The organism is Plantactinospora endophytica (assembly GCF_016862915.1).
GTDB lineage: Bacteria > Actinomycetota > Actinomycetes > Mycobacteriales > Micromonosporaceae > Plantactinospora > Plantactinospora endophytica.
The window spans coordinates 96699-112015 of record NZ_BONW01000013.1; the positions used below are offsets into that span (position 1 = coordinate 96699).

The 15317-nt window shown below is 69.1% G+C and carries 15 protein-coding genes; 6 read left to right on the forward strand and 9 right to left on the reverse strand.

Going from position 1 to position 15317, the window contains the following annotated elements; genetic code table 11:
- Window positions 1-141: 141 nt before the first annotated feature.
- Window positions 142-642, reverse strand: coding sequence for a DUF2690 domain-containing protein (locus tag Pen02_RS13425; protein WP_203866332.1), 501 nt, complete (start codon window positions 640-642; stop codon window positions 142-144).
- 603 nt (window positions 643-1245) lie between these two features.
- On the opposite strand from Pen02_RS13425, the gene Pen02_RS13430 reads away from it, so the two are divergent.
- Window positions 1246-3060 (forward strand): Fic family protein, encoded by a 1815-nt coding sequence (locus tag Pen02_RS13430; protein ID WP_203866333.1) that lies wholly within the window; start codon window positions 1246-1248, stop codon window positions 3058-3060.
- 89 nt (window positions 3061-3149) lie between these two features.
- Here Pen02_RS13430 and Pen02_RS13435 read toward each other — a convergent pair whose 3' ends face one another.
- The 5 genes from Pen02_RS13435 to Pen02_RS13455 form a co-directional block, all read right to left on the reverse strand.
- On the reverse strand, window positions 3150-4817 hold the full coding sequence (locus tag Pen02_RS13435; protein WP_203866334.1) for a glycosyltransferase family 2 protein: 1668 nt from the start codon (window positions 4815-4817) through the stop codon (window positions 3150-3152).
- Between the two features lie 437 nt (window positions 4818-5254).
- Entirely contained in the window at window positions 5255-5467 is a 213-nt protein-coding gene (locus Pen02_RS13440; protein ID WP_203866335.1) for a proprotein convertase P-domain-containing protein, read from the reverse strand.
- Window positions 5468-5599: 132 nt separating this feature from the next.
- Window positions 5600-6157, reverse strand: a complete 558-nt coding sequence (locus tag Pen02_RS13445) for a maleylpyruvate isomerase N-terminal domain-containing protein (RefSeq protein WP_203866336.1) — start codon at window positions 6155-6157, stop codon at window positions 5600-5602.
- Window positions 6158-6220: 63 nt separating this feature from the next.
- On the reverse strand, window positions 6221-6709 hold the full coding sequence (locus Pen02_RS13450) for an imine reductase family protein (protein WP_203866337.1): 489 nt from the start codon (window positions 6707-6709) through the stop codon (window positions 6221-6223).
- A gap of 185 nt (window positions 6710-6894) precedes the next feature.
- Window positions 6895-7413, reverse strand: coding sequence for a MarR family winged helix-turn-helix transcriptional regulator (locus Pen02_RS13455; RefSeq protein WP_203866338.1), 519 nt, complete (start codon window positions 7411-7413; stop codon window positions 6895-6897).
- A 228-nt stretch (window positions 7414-7641) separates the two neighbouring features.
- Here Pen02_RS13455 and Pen02_RS13460 point away from each other — a divergent pair, with 228 nt between their 5' ends.
- The 3 genes from Pen02_RS13460 (at window position 7642) to Pen02_RS13470 (ending at window position 10053) form a co-directional block, all read left to right on the forward strand.
- Window positions 7642-8553, forward strand: a complete 912-nt coding sequence (locus Pen02_RS13460) for an SDR family oxidoreductase (RefSeq protein WP_203866339.1) — start codon at window positions 7642-7644, stop codon at window positions 8551-8553.
- A 126-nt stretch (window positions 8554-8679) separates the two neighbouring features.
- Entirely contained in the window at window positions 8680-9108 is a 429-nt protein-coding gene (locus Pen02_RS13465; protein ID WP_203866340.1) for a nitroreductase family deazaflavin-dependent oxidoreductase, read from the forward strand.
- 333 nt (window positions 9109-9441) lie between these two features.
- On the forward strand, window positions 9442-10053 hold the full coding sequence (locus Pen02_RS13470) for a TetR/AcrR family transcriptional regulator (protein WP_203866341.1): 612 nt from the start codon (window positions 9442-9444) through the stop codon (window positions 10051-10053).
- Between the two features lie 277 nt (window positions 10054-10330).
- On the opposite strand, the gene Pen02_RS13475 is transcribed toward Pen02_RS13470, so the two are convergent.
- On the reverse strand, window positions 10331-11107 hold the full coding sequence (locus Pen02_RS13475) for a MerR family transcriptional regulator (RefSeq protein WP_203866342.1): 777 nt from the start codon (window positions 11105-11107) through the stop codon (window positions 10331-10333).
- 435 nt (window positions 11108-11542) lie between these two features.
- Here Pen02_RS13475 and Pen02_RS13480 point away from each other — a divergent pair, with 435 nt between their 5' ends.
- Both Pen02_RS13480 and Pen02_RS13485 read left to right on the forward strand, forming a co-directional pair.
- Entirely contained in the window at window positions 11543-11950 is a 408-nt protein-coding gene (locus Pen02_RS13480; protein ID WP_203866343.1) for a RidA family protein, read from the forward strand.
- Window positions 11951-12296: 346 nt separating this feature from the next.
- Window positions 12297-13631 (forward strand): alpha/beta hydrolase, encoded by a 1335-nt coding sequence (locus Pen02_RS13485; RefSeq protein WP_203866344.1) that lies wholly within the window; start codon window positions 12297-12299, stop codon window positions 13629-13631.
- A gap of 18 nt (window positions 13632-13649) precedes the next feature.
- Here Pen02_RS13485 and Pen02_RS13490 read toward each other — a convergent pair whose 3' ends face one another.
- Window positions 13650-14354: a GOLPH3/VPS74 family protein gene (locus Pen02_RS13490; protein ID WP_203866345.1), complete on the reverse strand. Its 705-nt coding sequence runs from the start codon at window positions 14352-14354 to the stop codon at window positions 13650-13652.
- A gap of 329 nt (window positions 14355-14683) precedes the next feature.
- Window positions 14684-15076, reverse strand: coding sequence for an ester cyclase (locus tag Pen02_RS13495; protein ID WP_203866346.1), 393 nt, complete (start codon window positions 15074-15076; stop codon window positions 14684-14686).
- Window positions 15077-15317 lie beyond the last annotated feature (241 nt).

Consider the following 15317-nt stretch of genomic DNA (forward strand, 5'->3'; position numbering starts at 1 on the left):
GTTCTGCCCCGGCACGCCGATGGTGCGGATCGCCGGAGTGGTCGTCCGGCCGCGGACCGGCCCGCCGAACCGGTACCGACGCGGCGCCTCGCCAGGGACGGCCGCGCGCCGGAGCTGCGCGACCGCCCCGGTCGGCCGGCGTCAGCCAGCCCAGCCCGTGCAGTTGTAGACCTCGCCCGGGAAGTTCTGCCAACAGGCCCGGGCGCGATCGCGCGAACTGTGCCCGCTCACCATGTTGGTCCAGACCTGAATCTGCTGGTGATACTCCCCGGAGAACGGCTTGTAGAAGGTATGGGTGGGCTGGTACCCGTCGCCGTCGTTGAAGTTCTCCTGCCGCTCGATCCGCAGCGACTGGATCCGGAACTGGGTCCCGGTGACCGTCTGCGTCATCCGTGCCCAGAGGGCATTGCAGGCGGTGCTCCTACGCAGTTCGAGGCGGACCGAGTTCATCGAGTACCATGCCTCGGCCACCGTGCGACCGTCGGGCGCACAGCCGTTGGTGTCCGGGTTCCGGTTGGTGCAGTTGGAGCCGCTACAACTCGGCGCCGCCACGGCCGGCGACGGTGCCGCCACGACCACCACTCCGGCGGTGGCCAACATGGCGAGCGTGGCGACCGCGCTCCTGGCCCATTTCTTGATCATAATGTTCCTTCCTGGCTCCATACCACCTGGGGTGGAACGGCGGAAGACATCCGCGAGGATGATTCTCCGTAGCGAAATCATCTGTCCTTCACGCGTCCGACATCCGTCAGTGATCTTGAAAATCACCGGCCGGCACACCGACAAAAAACGGGACGAGGAAACGGTCGGGCATCGACAGAACCGCCGGTCGGGCGGCCGGCCTCGGACCCGGACCTCCGACCGGAGAACACCGCCTTACGTCGAGGGCTGACGGTGCCGCGACTCCACCTAGGACCTGCATGCGCAGGGCGGCGACACCGCACCCATGTCGGCGTACGGCTTGGAGCGCAGAGCCAGGTACACGATGAGTTACGAAGATTTACAAGCTGACGGATCGACGCCGGGTGCGTCGAGGACCGCCGTCGGCACCAGGACGGCTGCCTGAGCCAACTACGTTTGGTCACCGAAGGACGGCGGAGTAAGCGCGGATCGCGGCTGAATCCGTGCAGCGGATCTAATTCGGGTGACCGTCGTCGCGAGCTGACTTATCGTGCCTATCCTCGTCCAGGCCGGTGGCTTTCAGCCGGGTAGCCTGGCCGGCTGCCCAACGGAAGGCTGATTGCGTTGACCGTTGATCGTGTCCAACTGCCCGAGTTCCGACTGCTTACCTGGCGTGACGTCGACCCCGCCACCCGCCCCGAGTTCGATCCGGCCGGTGTGGCCAAGCTGGTCCGGTCACTGCCCCCGGCCGCCGAGGTCCCGCCGGCCGAGACCGATTGGCGGCTCGCCGACTTCTGGCGGGACCGGATGACGGCGGCGCTGGTCGAACGCCTCGGCACCTGGGCGGTGGGCTGGCAGCACACGGTGGTGATGGAGGACTACCCGGGCCGTGGCGTCATCCCGATCTGGTGGGACGTGGAACTGACGATCACGACGCCGGCCGAGACCTTGGACCGCCTCGCCCAGGCTCTGGTGGCCTGGCACGAACTGACTGTCGAACTCGCCACCGACGCCCGCGGCCGGTTCGCCGCAGCAGCGCCGGTCACGACCGACAGCACCGGCGACCCGGCGGCCTGGCGGGCGGTGAAGGCACCCGGTATCAGCCGCTTCAACCCCGCACACTTCACCCGAAGTGTTCCCCACCCGGCAAGCCTCAACTGGGCCGACGTCGACCCGCGAGAGCGGGACTTCGATCCGGCGACAGTGGCGGCCGTGGCGGCCGGCCTGGTCACGGCCGAAAATCTGCCGGCGCAGGACACGGACTGGCGTCTACGGGACCTGTGGCTGGACAGCGTATCGATCGGTCTCACACAACGGTACGGGCTGTGGGCCGTCGGCTGGCGCTGGTCGGTCGGCGAGGGCGACCTCGATGGCGGGCCGGTCGGCAACTGGTGCTGCTTCCCACACTCGGTCACGACCCCGGACGAGACCGCCGTCGTCGTCGCCGCCGCACTGATCGAGTGGCGCGACTGGTTGCAGGACACCGCCGAACGGTTCTACCGATTCCTCCCGCTGACCGGCGAGGACCTGGACGGCTGGGAACGCGCGGTCGCTCACCTGGTGACCGCCGTCGGCGACCGCACCCAGTACGAGTCCGCCTGGTACCGCTGCTGCACCACCGTCCTCGGCTGGTTCCTCGACGCGGCCGGCATCGCCCCCGACGAGCACGAGAAGCTGCTCGAACACGCCATCGGCGGCCGGTTCGCCAGCTGGTCGGAGCCGGACCGGAAACTCGTCGCATCGGTGGCCGAGCGCCTGGCCGGGCAGGTGGCGGTGCCTGACCAGCTCACGACCTGGCAGCGGGTCCGCGAGCAGGTACCGTGGCGCGACGTCGTCCCGCACCTGCGAACCCCGATCCGCGCTCTCCGGGACGGGTTCGCCGCTCATGCCACGGTCGGCGACGACCAACGACGGCAGAGCCTGCTGCTGGCCGCGTACGACGAGGTCCGGTGTACGGCAGCCAACGGCGTCAGCCCCACCCCGGACATGACGGCCCGCTGGAACGCGATGCTGCGTGGCATCCCGTCCGTCAGTTTCCGCCAGGGTCCGGCATTCGCCAAGAACGGCCGGGATCGGTACGGGCTACACGCCGACACCCAGCAGCGGTACGAGTCGTGCCTGTCGGAAGCCGCCGACCTGACGGTCCCGGTGGCGGCCCGCGCGGCCCGCGCGTATCTCGACGTCGCGTTCTTCCACCCGTACGACGACGGCAACGCTCGCCTGGGCGGCCTGGTCATGCACTTCGTGCTGCTGCGTGCCGGCGTCGAACTCGACGAGGCCCACCCGATCGTCACCACTGTCCGCCGGGCTGACGACCAGGAAGGCGCAGCCGGCCTCGCCCGCCTGGTGCACGGCATCGCCACAGCCACTCACCGCCGCTGGCTCCGCTCGGCATCCTCCGACCGGCAGCCGACGAGCCATGAACTTCGGTACCGGTGAAATAGCCTCCACCGGTGGCTCCCGCCGAGGCGTGGCGGGCGTTCGCGTTCGGGCCGGCGTTCCGGTAGCGAGACCGCACGCCTTTCGTACTACCTCCATCGATGTGGCAGCTTCCTGAGCCCGGCACGGAGGCGTGCGACCGCCGCCGCCTCGTCGACGACGAAGCAGACCCTGCCGGCGTGGTCGCCGTAGAAGTACGCCACGGCGAGGACGCACAGGGCCATGACCACCGCGCCGAGCGAGCACAGCACCAGCCCATGCACGGCGAACACCACCGCCCAGGCCAACTGGAGGCCGACGAAGGCCGCCTCGGCCAACACGTACGGCCAGTGGACCTTGACGCCGTAGCGCCTCGTCGCGACAGCCGTCCCGCCGGGCGGGCCGCCGGACACGGTGACGGTCGCGGCCTTCGGGGTGCGCTCGAACTCGCCGTACAGGGCGCCGAACATCCCTTCGCAGAAGGCGCTGAACTGGTGGGGGAGCATCCCCGCGTTGATCAGCAGATGCGGCACGATCCGACCGACCCGCCGGGCCAGCACCGTCGGCGTGCGCCGTTCGGGGTAGGTGTTCCTCGTCTCGAGAGTCGCCACCGTCGCGGCGACCGCCGCCCAGAGCACGGTGGGGAGCAGGTAGACGGCGACGCCAACCTCGGCACCGAACTCGCCGAACCAGAGGTTGTTGATGATGAGGAAGGGCAGCAGGGTGATCCACAGCAGCCAGGCGGGCCACTGCCACGCCGTACACATGTGGTATAGCAGATGGATACGCCGGACCGGCGAGCATTCGAACCGGAACGTGAGCGTTGCCAGGTGCAGCCGCTGCAACTGCACCCAGCCCCGCGTCCAACGCCGCTGCTGGGCCTTGTACGCCGTGTACGTCGCCGGCAGTTCGGCCGGTACCACGATCTCCTTGACGAACAGCGTGCGGTACCCGGCGAACAGGCTGCGAAAGCTCAACTCGCAGTCCTCGACCAGGCTCGCCGCCCGCCAACCGCCCGCCGCCTCGATCGCCGCCGCCCGCCAGATCCCGGCGGTACCGGTGAAGTTCACGAACCGCCACCTCGCCGACCGCCAGGACATCTGCAGCGTGTGATGGTCGTCGACCCACAGTGACTGGGCCCGGGTCAGCACCGACTCGTCGTGGTTCAGGTGCCCCCACTGCGCCTGGACCAGCGCCAGCCCCTCGTCCGGCCGACCATCGGTCAGGTAGAAGTGGGGGATCACCCGCAGCAGGTAATCGGGCGGCGGTACGAAGTCGGCGTCGAGGATCGCCAGAAACTCCGCATCGGTAAGCCTGCGTCCCGCCTCCAGCGCGCCGGCCTTGTACCCCTGCCGATCGGTGCGGTGCAGCACCGTGCAGTCGACCCCGGTGGCCGCCCTCAGCTCGGCACAGATCCGCTCGACGAGCGCACGGGTGTCGGCGTCGGTGGAGTCGTCGAGCACCTGCACGGAGAGCCGATCGGTCGGCCAGGTCAGGCCGCAGGCGGCGGTGATGACCCGCCGGGCCACCGCGTGCTCGTTGAACATCGGCAACTGCACGCAGACCGTCGGATGCGGCGCCGGCAACTGCCCCGGGCGTACCGGTCGTCGCCCGTACCGGAAGTAGCCGAGACGCTCCACCAACCCGCCGACCAGCAGGGACAGGCTCACGCCCAGGGGCAGGTGCGCGACGACGACAACCGTCCACCAGCCCACGCCGCCGACCGCGACCCCGGAAGGCTCGCCGGCGGACCCGACCGAATACAGCAGGAGCCCCACCGCCAGCGCCAGGACCGTCTAGCCCGGCATCCACCAGCGGAACCAGGGAGCCGGGTGGACCCGCCCGGGACGTTGCGGCACACGTCCGGGCCGGATCGGCGACGGTGCGGACCAGCGCCGCGGCGCCGGGCCATGGACATCGGCCGGCCGGAGAACCAGGGGCCCTGCGCCAGCGACGCCGGCAGGTTCGTAGCAGGGAGTGGGGGAGGGAGCATTCTCCATCAAAGTCCTGTCCGCGCATCGGCGACTTGATGCTCCCGACCCTGCCGATCATCTGTGAGCCCAGGATGAGACCGACCTGAGCATCGACTCATCCAGTTCTTGGCCGCCTGTGCAGTCGGAACGCCATCGTGATGTGCGGCGCAGGTGGCGTTTCCGGCGAGCGGGTGTTGCGTTCCGGAGCAGGGGTTGTGCCAGCGTCACGATCTACTGGTTGACTACCGCCACGGGGGCGCGACCGGATGATTTGTCAGCCCGGCTGACGCGTGCTTCCAGGTGCCACTTCGCCGCTCCGAGGAGAGGTTCAGCCTGTAGGTCTCGTGGATGTCATCATTGGCGTCGCCGATCTGGTTGCGCAGCAGGTGGGTGCTGCCGTCCGGCGCTACCAGGGTCACCACCAGGTTGTCGCTGTAGGAATCGACGACGTCCACCCCTACCGGTGATGTCGTCGAGGCTTAGCCAGCGCACCCCCGGATACCGCGACGGTCGAGGTGACCGTCGACACGTCGGGAATCGGCACGTTGGCGCCGGTTCCCGACGGCGTGGACCTCGGGATCGACTCGTCAGCGCACGGTGCCGTCCCACTGCCAGCGGGTCCGCCTGGGCAGCCCGGGAAGTGGGAGCCGGCCCGTACACCAGAGCAGGGTGTCGGATGGGCCGTGCCCGGGCGGGGCGTCGGGGAAGAGCCGGGCGACGACGGCGGCGCTGAGGGCGTCGGGCGCGGTCCAGACGATGCCGAGGGCGCGGGCCAGGTCGTACGTGTGGACGGCCAGTTCCGTGGCTCCCATCGCCGCGAAGCCGGCGGCCTCGGAGTGGCCCCAGGGGTGCCAGGCCCGGACCTGCGGAGGCGTGTGCCGGACGGTGGCGGTGAGCAGGGATGCGGCGATGCCGAGTCCCTCCAGGCAGGCGTGGATCGGGGCCTGCGGGTCGAGTGACGCGAAGAGGGTGATGTAGCGGTCGACGGGGCGGGCGATGAGCAGGCCCGCGTAGCCGACCACGCCGAGGGCGATGTGGTCGAGGGTCTGTCGGCAGGTCCAGTCGAGGTCGCCGGCCGGGCGTGAAAAGTCCTGGTCGGCTCCGCTGAGCAGCCTGGCCAGGCATTCGTCGGTGATCGCGGACAACCGGTCGGGCCACGGACCGGTGCCCAGACGCTCCCTTACCGACCTCGGTCGCGGCTGCGGTGGTCACCTGCCGCCGCCCGGGTTCTTCAGGACCTCGATCACACTCGCGTAGCTGTCGGAGCCGTGACCGGCCTCCTTCGCCCGTTCCATGGTGGCCTTCAACAGCTCCGGCAGCGCGTCGTCGATGCCACGGGCGGCCGCCGCGTGGATCAGGTGGTCGATCGTGGCGATCTGTACGTCGACGGTGGCGTCGTCGCCCGGGTAGCGGCCGTCGTCCACCTGCCGCGCGTACGTGGTCAGGAAGCCGGCCACTGCGGACAGCCAGCGGACCGCGACGGTGGTGAAGGCGGTGGCCTCGGTCTTCTCCGCGTTGACCAGTGCGGTGCCGTGCAGCCAGCCGGTCATGGTGGACCACATCAGGCCGAGCAGGGCAGCGTCGTAGAGGGAGGCCAACCCCGGGTCGGTGCCCAGGTGCAGCGGGTCGCCCAGGGTCGCCAGGGTGGAGCGGTAGGCGTCGAAGACGGCGCGCGGGCCGCTGTAGAGGAACATCATCTCCGGGCTGCCGACGCCCGGCGGCGGGGGAAGTGCGCCGGCCTTGCCTACCTGTGATCTTCGATCGCTGCGAGAAGTGGCGACCTCATTCGCCTTTCCCGGTCGGCCCAGCGGGCTCGCCTGGGACGTCTGCTCATCGACGGCGGTGTGGTCAACGGCCGGCTCGTGGTGTGTGGGTGCGGCTGTCAGCAGGCTTGGCAGGGGCCCCAGGCTGTGGAATGGCCGGCCGAGTGGGAGATCGTGGTCACGGCCTGACGAAAGTCGTCTTGTGCTTTGGGCGTGAGGGGCTCTAGGAGACCGGCTAGTTCGCTGGTGACGTCCCGGTGGAACGCGAGCGCGGCGCGTCGGCCGTCGTCGGTCAGGACCACCTGAACAGCCCGCCGATCTCCTGGTACCAGCGATCGTTCGACCAGGCCGCGATGCTCCACGCGGTCGATCAGCCCGGTCAGGTTGGCCTTCCCCACGGCGAAGATGCGGGCGAGCTCGGCCATACCGCGCGGCTGTTCGGTCAGCACCCACAGCAGGCGACCCTGCACAGGTGTCAGCCGCTGCCGGCCGGCCACGCGCGCGACGGTCTCCTGAATCAGCCCCGAGAGCTGAATCAAAGCCATCGCGTCCCCGAACGCCGGCCCGACCGTGCCTGCGTCTCCATCGGGATGAGTCGAAGGGCTCGCGTCGGCGGTGGTTGGACGTTCGGCAGACATGGCGCTACGGTACATGCAAGCGACAGTTCGCTGCCCATACTATCTATTGCGTGTACTAGTTTTACAGGAACCCTGACCTGCCGCGACGCCGAACCCGTCCCGAGTCAGTGGACCGGCGGCGTACCCAACTGCCACATCACCCGGCTCCGGATGACCTGCAACCTCACCGAGTTCTCGCGGGCCGACGATTCCAGCCTCCCGTGGCGCACCTGGCAAGGAGTAAGACACATGACCCAGACCACCCCGGTCCTCGTCGTCGGTGCCACCGGCGCTCTCGGCGGCCAAGTCGTTGACGAACTGCTCAAAACCGGCAAACGCGTCCGGGCTCTCGTTCGCCCGACCACCGACGCGAGCAAGCTCGAGGCCCGCGGGGTCGAGATCGCCAGGGGGGACATGCTCGACCTCGACTCGCTGGTCGCCGCCATGCGGGATGCCGACGCCGTCATCACCACCGCGGCCGGCTACACCCGCAGGGGCAAGGACGCCCACGACATCGACACGATCGGCAACGAGAACCTCGCCGAGGCCGCCCACCGCGTCGGCGTGCGTCGGTTCGTCCTGACCAGCATCCTCACCAGCGACCAGACCCCACAGGTCCCGCACTTCTGGCACAAGAAACTCGCCGAGGACCACCTGGACAAACGGGGCGTCCCGTTCGTCGCGCTACGCCCCGGCGCGTTCCTCGACCAACTCGCGACCACGACCAGGAACCCCTTGGAAAAGGGGTTGCTGTGGATGGGCAAGACCGATGTCCCGCTTACCTTCGTGCTCACCTCGGACCTCGCCGGATCCCTGGCCGCAGCCGTGGACGCCGAGGTGACCGACGGCGAACGCATCGACATCGGCTGGGACCGGCCCGTCAGCGTCCGCGAGGTGGCAGACCTGATGAGTCGTCAGGCTCGGCAGACGGTCAAGGTGCGGGCCGTGCCCGCCACGGTCACCCGCGTCGTAGGCGCCGCCGTCGGGCCGTTCGTCCCGATGGTCAAGGACATGGTCGCGATGTTCCGCTGGTTCGACAGCGGCGCCTACGTCGCCGATACCCGCAGCCAGGCGCGACTGCTCGGACCGCTCCCCACCGCCGAAGACGCCATCGCGCGCCTCACCACCACGCTGAGCAACGCCACCGCCGGAACCCGATGACCTGACGCATCACCCCGCCCCGGCACACGTCGATGCCAAACGGCGCGCGGCTGACCCCGCAGGCCACTGCCCGCCAGCCAACGAAACAACATCCACGATCGTCACCCCAGAGATGAGGCACACCGGATGAGCGACTGGAACACCAAAATCATCGAAGAGTTCCGGGCGCACGAAGGCCGGGTCGGCGGCCCGTTCACCGGGGCGCCGATGGTGCTGGTCCACCACCGTGGGCGCAGAACCGGCCGTGAACTCGTCAGCCCACTGATGTACCTGCCCCACGAATCCGACGACGACACCATCTACGTCTTCGCGTCGAAGGGCGGCGCACCGGACAACCCCGACTGGTACTACAACCTCACCGCGGCCGGTCGCGCCACGGTCGAGCGCGGCACCGAGACCTATCCCGTCATCGTGCGGGAGGTGATCGGAGTCGAACGTGACCGGCGGTTCGACGAGCAAGCCCGCCACCACCCCGGCTTCGCCGAGTACGCGAAGAAAACCGCCGGAATCCGCACCATCCCCGTCCTCGAACTCACCCGCACCACAACCGCCTGAGCCGGCCCCCGACTGATCCGGCCCCGACCCGATACGGGCAACCGCCCCAGCGGGAGGAGTCTGGGATGCCCCGATCGGAGCGATACCCCCACCAGGAAGGTTGCCATGCCAGGACGGCTCGACGGAAAGATCGCTGTTGTCACCGGCGCCAGCAGCGGAATCGGACTGGCGATCGCTCTCCTCGATGACGGAGCCGAGCACGCCCGGGATGCCGCCGCCGCGACATCTCTTCGGTAGAAAGGCTGTGGTCGCCACACGGTCCGGTCGTCGCCACACGGTCGAGTCGCGCTGCACGGATGAGCCCTGTTCTGTACCGAGGGGTACGCTCGTGGCATGGGCGGTTCCCGCAGCACAGTGATCGGCCGGCCCCGGGGGTTCGACACCGACGAGGCGCTCGAGCGCGCCATGCGGGTGTTCTGGGAGCAGGGATACGAGGGCTCCAGCCTCACCGATCTGACCGGCGCCATGGGAATCACCAAAACCAGCATGTACGCGGCCTTCGGCAACAAGGAACAATTGTTCCGCAAGGTTCTGCAGCGGTACGCGGACGGCCCGGCCGGTTACTTCGACGACGCCCTGGAGCAGCCGACCGCACGGGCGGCGACCGAGGCGCTGCTGCGTGGAGCGGTCCGCACGTCGACTCTCCCCGGGAAGTTCGCGGGATGCCTGACCATTCAGGGCGCGCTGCCGGCGTGTGACGGGAACCGTCCAGCGCACGACGCGCTCGTCCAGTTCCGCAACGAAGCCGTCGAGCGACTCGAGCAGCGGTTCCGCCGTGCCGTCGACAGTGGCGACCTGCCGGGCGACGCGGCCCCGAGGCGGCTGGCTCGTTACGTCATGGCGCTGGCCTTCGGCATTCCTGTGCACGCCGCCAACGGCCTCGGCCGCGCCGAGCTCGACGAGATCGTCGACCAGGTGATGATCTCCTGGCCGAGGGTCTCCTGACCCGACCGGGGCGTCGTCCTCTCCTGCCGCGCGCACGAGACAGGGTTGCTGTTCCCACAACCAAGTCAAGGACTTCTGTTCCGATCGCGCCGCAAGCACGGCCGTCCGGGGTACCGTTCTGCGACGCCGACCAGCGCCTCGCGTACCCCGAAGCAGGACGGCCCGGTACCCGAGCGCGATCTGCTACGAGGCGGGCATTGCGTCGCGTGGGAGCAGCCGGAGCCGCTGGCCGAGGAGATGCGCGCGACCTCCGAGCATGTACGCCGGCAGCAACGGATCACGGACCGGTCGCTGGCCCGGCCGGGTCCCCGTCGTTCTCTGCTTCGCGTGTCTCCCGCAGCAGCTTCTGCGCGAGGACGCTGGCTCGCCCGAGTACGTCGACCTGGGCGCTGTTGTAGAGCGCGACCACGGCGTCGACGAAGGTCTGCTGGGTGACCTGCTCGCTCTTGGACAGGTGCCCTGCCGGGTTGCTCAGCCAGGGATAGTCGACGAGGTGCCGGGCGAGGATGGGCGCGAGCTGCTCGGCGACGTTCTGCCGGGTTGTCGCGTCCGCGTCGGCCGGCAGTGCGTCGAACTCCGCGTTGATGGGATCGGTGTCGGACTCCACCATGTGTCGCAGGTCCTTCATCGCGTCGTCGTCGTACAGCTGGGTGTAGATGTGGATGAGTGATCTGTCGGACGCGGACAGGCGGGGCGCGACGGACTCGAAGCCCGCCGGTGCGTCGGCCGGGGCGCCGTCGCGGAGAATGACGGCGATGTCGGAGCGGGCTCTCTGCAGACGCTCGACCTCGGCTGAGAGGTCGGCGTCGACCTGGCGCAGCACGTCCGGTGCGATGTCTCCGTCCGAGCCGGCCGGCCCGATCCGGGAGAGCGGGACTCCCAGACCCACGAGGCGCCGGATGCGCAGCAGGCAGACGAGGTCCCGGACGCGGTACTGCTTGTACCCGTTGTACCGGCGTTCCGGCTCCTCGAGCAGGCCGATCCGGTGGTAGTGCCGGACGGTGTTCACCGTGGTGCCGGCGAGCTCGGCGAGTTCCCGGGTGCTCCAGGCCACGTCGTCCCCCTACTGCTCGCACCGCATGTGGGACCGAGTCAATACTTCTGTTCCGGTCGGTGTTGAAGTAACGGTAACACCTCGGATCCGATCGGTGCCGAAGCCGACCGCCACGCGATGCTCGGTCGACGTCGACCACGACCTTGCCGTGCAAGGTGCCGTCGCGCAGGGCACCGACCACGTCGTCGGCCCGCCGCCCCAAGCCGCGCCAGGTGATCGACGGCGCAAAGGCGCCGTGTGCTGGCTGCTCGTCGAGCCAGTTGAGTCGGGCGGCAGGGGAGTGCCGTCGAACTGGTGGAAGCTGACGATGGTGCGGTTGTCGCGTCGGGGGGCCGGCCATCAGCACCGTGTGGGCGTGCCGCGACTTGACTGTGTTCCTGGAACATGGGTTGCACTCGGGGTGAAAGCCAGCGGCAACGCGATAGGGAGACCCGGATGGCCGTGGAATTCATGCACCCGGACGGACTGCTTCAGCAGAGCGACTATGCGCCGGTCGCGGTGGGGACCGGATCTCGGCTGATGCTGCTGGCCGGACAGGCCGGCGTCACTCCGGACTTCAAGCCCGCCGCACCGGATCTGGCCGGCCAGGTCCACGCCGCGCTGCGCAACATCATCATCGGCGTCCGAGGCGCGGGAGGGGACGTCGGCGATCTCGCGCGACTGACCTTCTACATCGTCGATTGGGTGCCGGAGAAGTGGGACGAGGTCCTGGCCGGAATCGCTCGCGCGCAGCAGGCCGAGGGCCTACCCGCACCGACGCCGCCCATCACCATCATCGGTGTCCAGGCGCTCTTCACCCCCGATTTCGTCGTGGAGATCGAAGCCACCGCCGTCCTCGACTGACCGAGTGACCCGCCGCTGACCGGCATTCGTTCGAGTCAGCAGCGGTATTCGCTGGCGGGCTCGCGGAGGACGTCGGTCACCGTGCTCGACCGCGCCTGGGCGTACAGGACAGGCGATCCGGCACGGCAGACCGAGAAGGGCACCGCGCAGCACAGCTTGACTGTGTCGTCGGCACACGGTTTCCACTGACCGCATGCAGAAAAGGCGTGACGCGGGCCTGGTACTGGCAATGACAGTGGCGCTCGGCGGGGCGCTAGCAGTGCCAGCCGCGAGCGCCGGCCCGGCGACGTGGGGCGCCTGCCCGGCCGAGGTCGCCGCGACATCTCCCGCAATCCAGTGCACGACCGTGCCGGTGCCGCTGGACTACCGGAAGCCGGCCGGCACGACGATCGACCTGACGATCTCCCGGATCGCCAGCGTCAACCCGCAGAAGCGGCGCGGTGTGCTGCTACTCAACCCCGGCGGTCCCGGCCTGGCCGGGCTGGACATGCCGGCCCAACTGGTCAACCGCGGCATCCCGGCCAGCGTCCTCGACGCCTACGACCTGATCGGCATGGACACCCGCGGAGTCGGCCACTCGGCACCGGTCGACTGCAAGTTCACCGTCGAGCAGGGCTATCCCGGCAACGTACCGCCGTGGGCCAAGGATTCCGCCACGGTCACCTCGGACGCCCAGGCCGCCAGGTCCGTCGCCGAGCAGTGCGCGGCCAACGACACGGACGGCCGGATGGCGCACATCTCGACGGCCAACACGGCGCGGGATCTGGACCGGATCCGGGTGGCGCTGGGCGAGGAGAAGGCGAGCTTCTTCGGGCTTTCGTACGGGTCGGCGCTGGGCGCCGCGTACGCCTCGATGTTTCCCGCCACGACCGACCGCGTCATCATCGACAGCAACCTCGGTGACACCGCGCTGACCCGTGCCGCCCTGCGCCGGTTCGGGCTCGGCGCGGAGCAGGCGTTCCCGGACTTCACCAGGTGGGCGGCGGATCGACACACCGCGTACGGGCTGGGGCGCACCTCGAAGGAGGTGCGCAACACCTACTTCGCCATCGGCGAGCAACTGGACCGGGAGCCGATCCCGGGTCTGGACGGGCGGGTCTTCCGCCAGTTCACCTTTCTGGGCCTGTACAACGACACGACCTACCCCCTGCTGGCTCAGTTGTGGCAGTCGCTGAAGGCGTCCGACGAGGCGGCGGCCAAGCGGCTGATGACGACCCGTGCTGGCCTGCCGGCTCCGAACGCCCAGCCCATCCCCAGTTCCAACGCCTTCTCGGCATTCCTGGCCGTGACGTGCAACGACAGCGAGTGGCCCGGCAGCGTCGAGGCATACCAGCGCAGCGTCGCCGAGGACCGCGAGAGGTACCCGGTCTTCGGCGCGGCCTCGGGCAACATCAACGCCTGCGCCTTCTGGCCGCTCGGGCCGTCCGAACCCCAGGTGAAGATCAACGACAGAGGGCCGGCCAACATCCTCATCATGCAGAACCGGCGCGACGCCGCCACGCCGCTGCAAGGTGGACAGATCTACCGCAGGGAGTTCGCCGATCGGTCCCGCCTGGTCACCGTCGATGACAACCGGCACGGCGTCTACGTCTACGGTGGCAACGCGTGCGCTCTCAGCGTCGGTACGGCCTGGCTGGTCGACGGTGAGCCCTTCAGGGACACCACCTGCCCGGCCTCCTGACGGTCCGGCGCGCAGGCGCTAAGGCTGCTGGGGGAGCACCGTGGTCGCGACGACGACGCTGCTGACGACGATGGCGGTGACGGTGCGCGTCACCGCCTCGGCGGCGGCCTCGGCTCCCCAGTTGCCCTGCTTGAGTTCCTTGGCGCGGGTGATCACCGGGGTGCCCCAAGGGATCCCGGGGTGGAACTGAGGCAGCGTGCCACTGCCGGAGATCAGAGCAGCCAGCGCCGCGACTCGGGGTTGCGGGTCGGCGCCGTCGACGAGCACAGCCCGTACGTCGGCGAGCAGGCCCGCCCGGCGGCCGGTGCCGCCGTCCTCCAGGGAGGTCGTGGTGAACACGCCGAGTGACTTGCGGCTCCTGCGGCGGAGGTCACCGCGCTCGACCAGCCGGTCCAGCAGCGGCCCGCGCAGGTGGGGCCCCTTCGCGGCCAGCACCGTCTGCACGTTGCGTGGCTTCTCCAGGATGTAGTCCCAGGTGGCACGGAGGATCTCGTCCGACGGCGGCCGGCTCTCGACGGCCTTGACCAGCGTCGCCCCGGTCCGGCCGCGCTCGGTCTCGACCTGCTCGGCGAGCGCGAGATCCGCCAGCACCGCTCCGGCCAGCACGTAGAAGAGCGTGTTCTCGCCCGCGATGACGCCGGCGCCCGGCCGCAGGCCCGCGTCCGGCTGGAAGAGCAGGAGCAGGAGGTCCTCGGCCAGGGTCGGCGCGTCGGTCTCAGCCATCGGTCCTACCTTCCGGTACGAACAGCAGGTGCATGGTCGCACCCAGAAGAGACCGTGTTCCTGGAACAGGGTCAAGGTTGTCAGTCGTCACGGGCGCCCACACATGATCAGATCGAGGTGGCGGTCTGCGTAGCGTCGATCGACCAGCCGACGACCGTCCGCGATTAGGTGTCCAGCACGCCCGCGCAGTAGACCTTGCCCTCCCTGGTCGGGTTTTCGTTCGGACCGTCCCTGCTGAGAACGTAGTTACGAGGCGCGTCGAACGGGGCGGGTGCCCCGGCGGGATGGCCCGGGGCACCCGCTCGGGTTGGGCGTCGAGTCTGATCGGGTCAGCCTGCGAGCTGCTTCTGTAGGGCTTCGGCGTCGTGAAGGGCGGACATGTGCAGGAACTTTCCGTCGCGGATCCGGTAGATGGCGTACTCGACGATCTCGATCGACTTGCCGGTGGGAGCGGCCCCGAGCCACTCCTTTACCGGTGTGCCGGTGTTGAGCAGGCGGGCGGCCAGGCGGTCGCCGTTGATGGCGAGTTCCTGGGTCTCCCAGTGGAAGTCGGGGACTGCGTCGGTGATGCTGTTGAGCTGTGCGACGAGGGCCGCGCGGGAGCTCCGCTCGCTGTGCATGACGATGGACTCGTGGACGAACTCGTCCATGCGGTCGAACTCGTGCGCGTTGAGCGCCTCGATGTAGCGCCTGTAGAAGTCGCGCAGGTTGGTGTCGGACATGAGTCTTCCCCTTTCCGTGGCCTCTCGCCGGGTTGGGGCCGAGGGCATCTTGTCGTGAGGCTCGCCCGTGGAGGGCGTCTCGATGGGCGACAACAGGAGCCTCACGAGTTCTATTCCGATCGGTACAGAAGTCTTGTCGGTGCTACTCCATGAGCAGGCAGCCCGACGACGGCGTCAGCGCGTAGCCGTGCACGGGTGGCTCGGAGCACGGCGTACGCAACGTGAATCCAGACCAGCGCGC

Bases quoted from the DNA above. Each gene is read 5' to 3' on its own strand.
- Pen02_RS13425 (WP_203866332.1), bottom strand. From the start codon at position 642: ATGATCAAGAAATGGGCCAGGAGCGCGGTCGCCACGCTCGCCATGTTG.
- Pen02_RS13450 (WP_203866337.1), bottom strand. From the start codon at position 6,709: ATGATGTTCCTCTACAGCGGCCCGCGCGCCGTCTTCGACGCCTACCGC.
- Pen02_RS13455 (WP_203866338.1), bottom strand. From the start codon at position 7,413: ATGTCTGCCGAACGTCCAACCACCGCCGACGCGAGCCCTTCGACTCAT.
- Pen02_RS13460 (WP_203866339.1), top strand. From the start codon at position 7,642: ATGACCCAGACCACCCCGGTCCTCGTCGTCGGTGCCACCGGCGCTCTC.
- Pen02_RS13465 (WP_203866340.1), top strand. From the start codon at position 8,680: ATGAGCGACTGGAACACCAAAATCATCGAAGAGTTCCGGGCGCACGAA.
- Pen02_RS13470 (WP_203866341.1), top strand. From the start codon at position 9,442: ATGGGCGGTTCCCGCAGCACAGTGATCGGCCGGCCCCGGGGGTTCGAC.
- Pen02_RS13480 (WP_203866343.1), top strand. From the start codon at position 11,543: ATGGCCGTGGAATTCATGCACCCGGACGGACTGCTTCAGCAGAGCGAC.
- Pen02_RS13490 (WP_203866345.1), bottom strand. From the start codon at position 14,354: ATGGCTGAGACCGACGCGCCGACCCTGGCCGAGGACCTCCTGCTCCTG.
- Pen02_RS13495 (WP_203866346.1), bottom strand. From the start codon at position 15,076: ATGTCCGACACCAACCTGCGCGACTTCTACAGGCGCTACATCGAGGCG.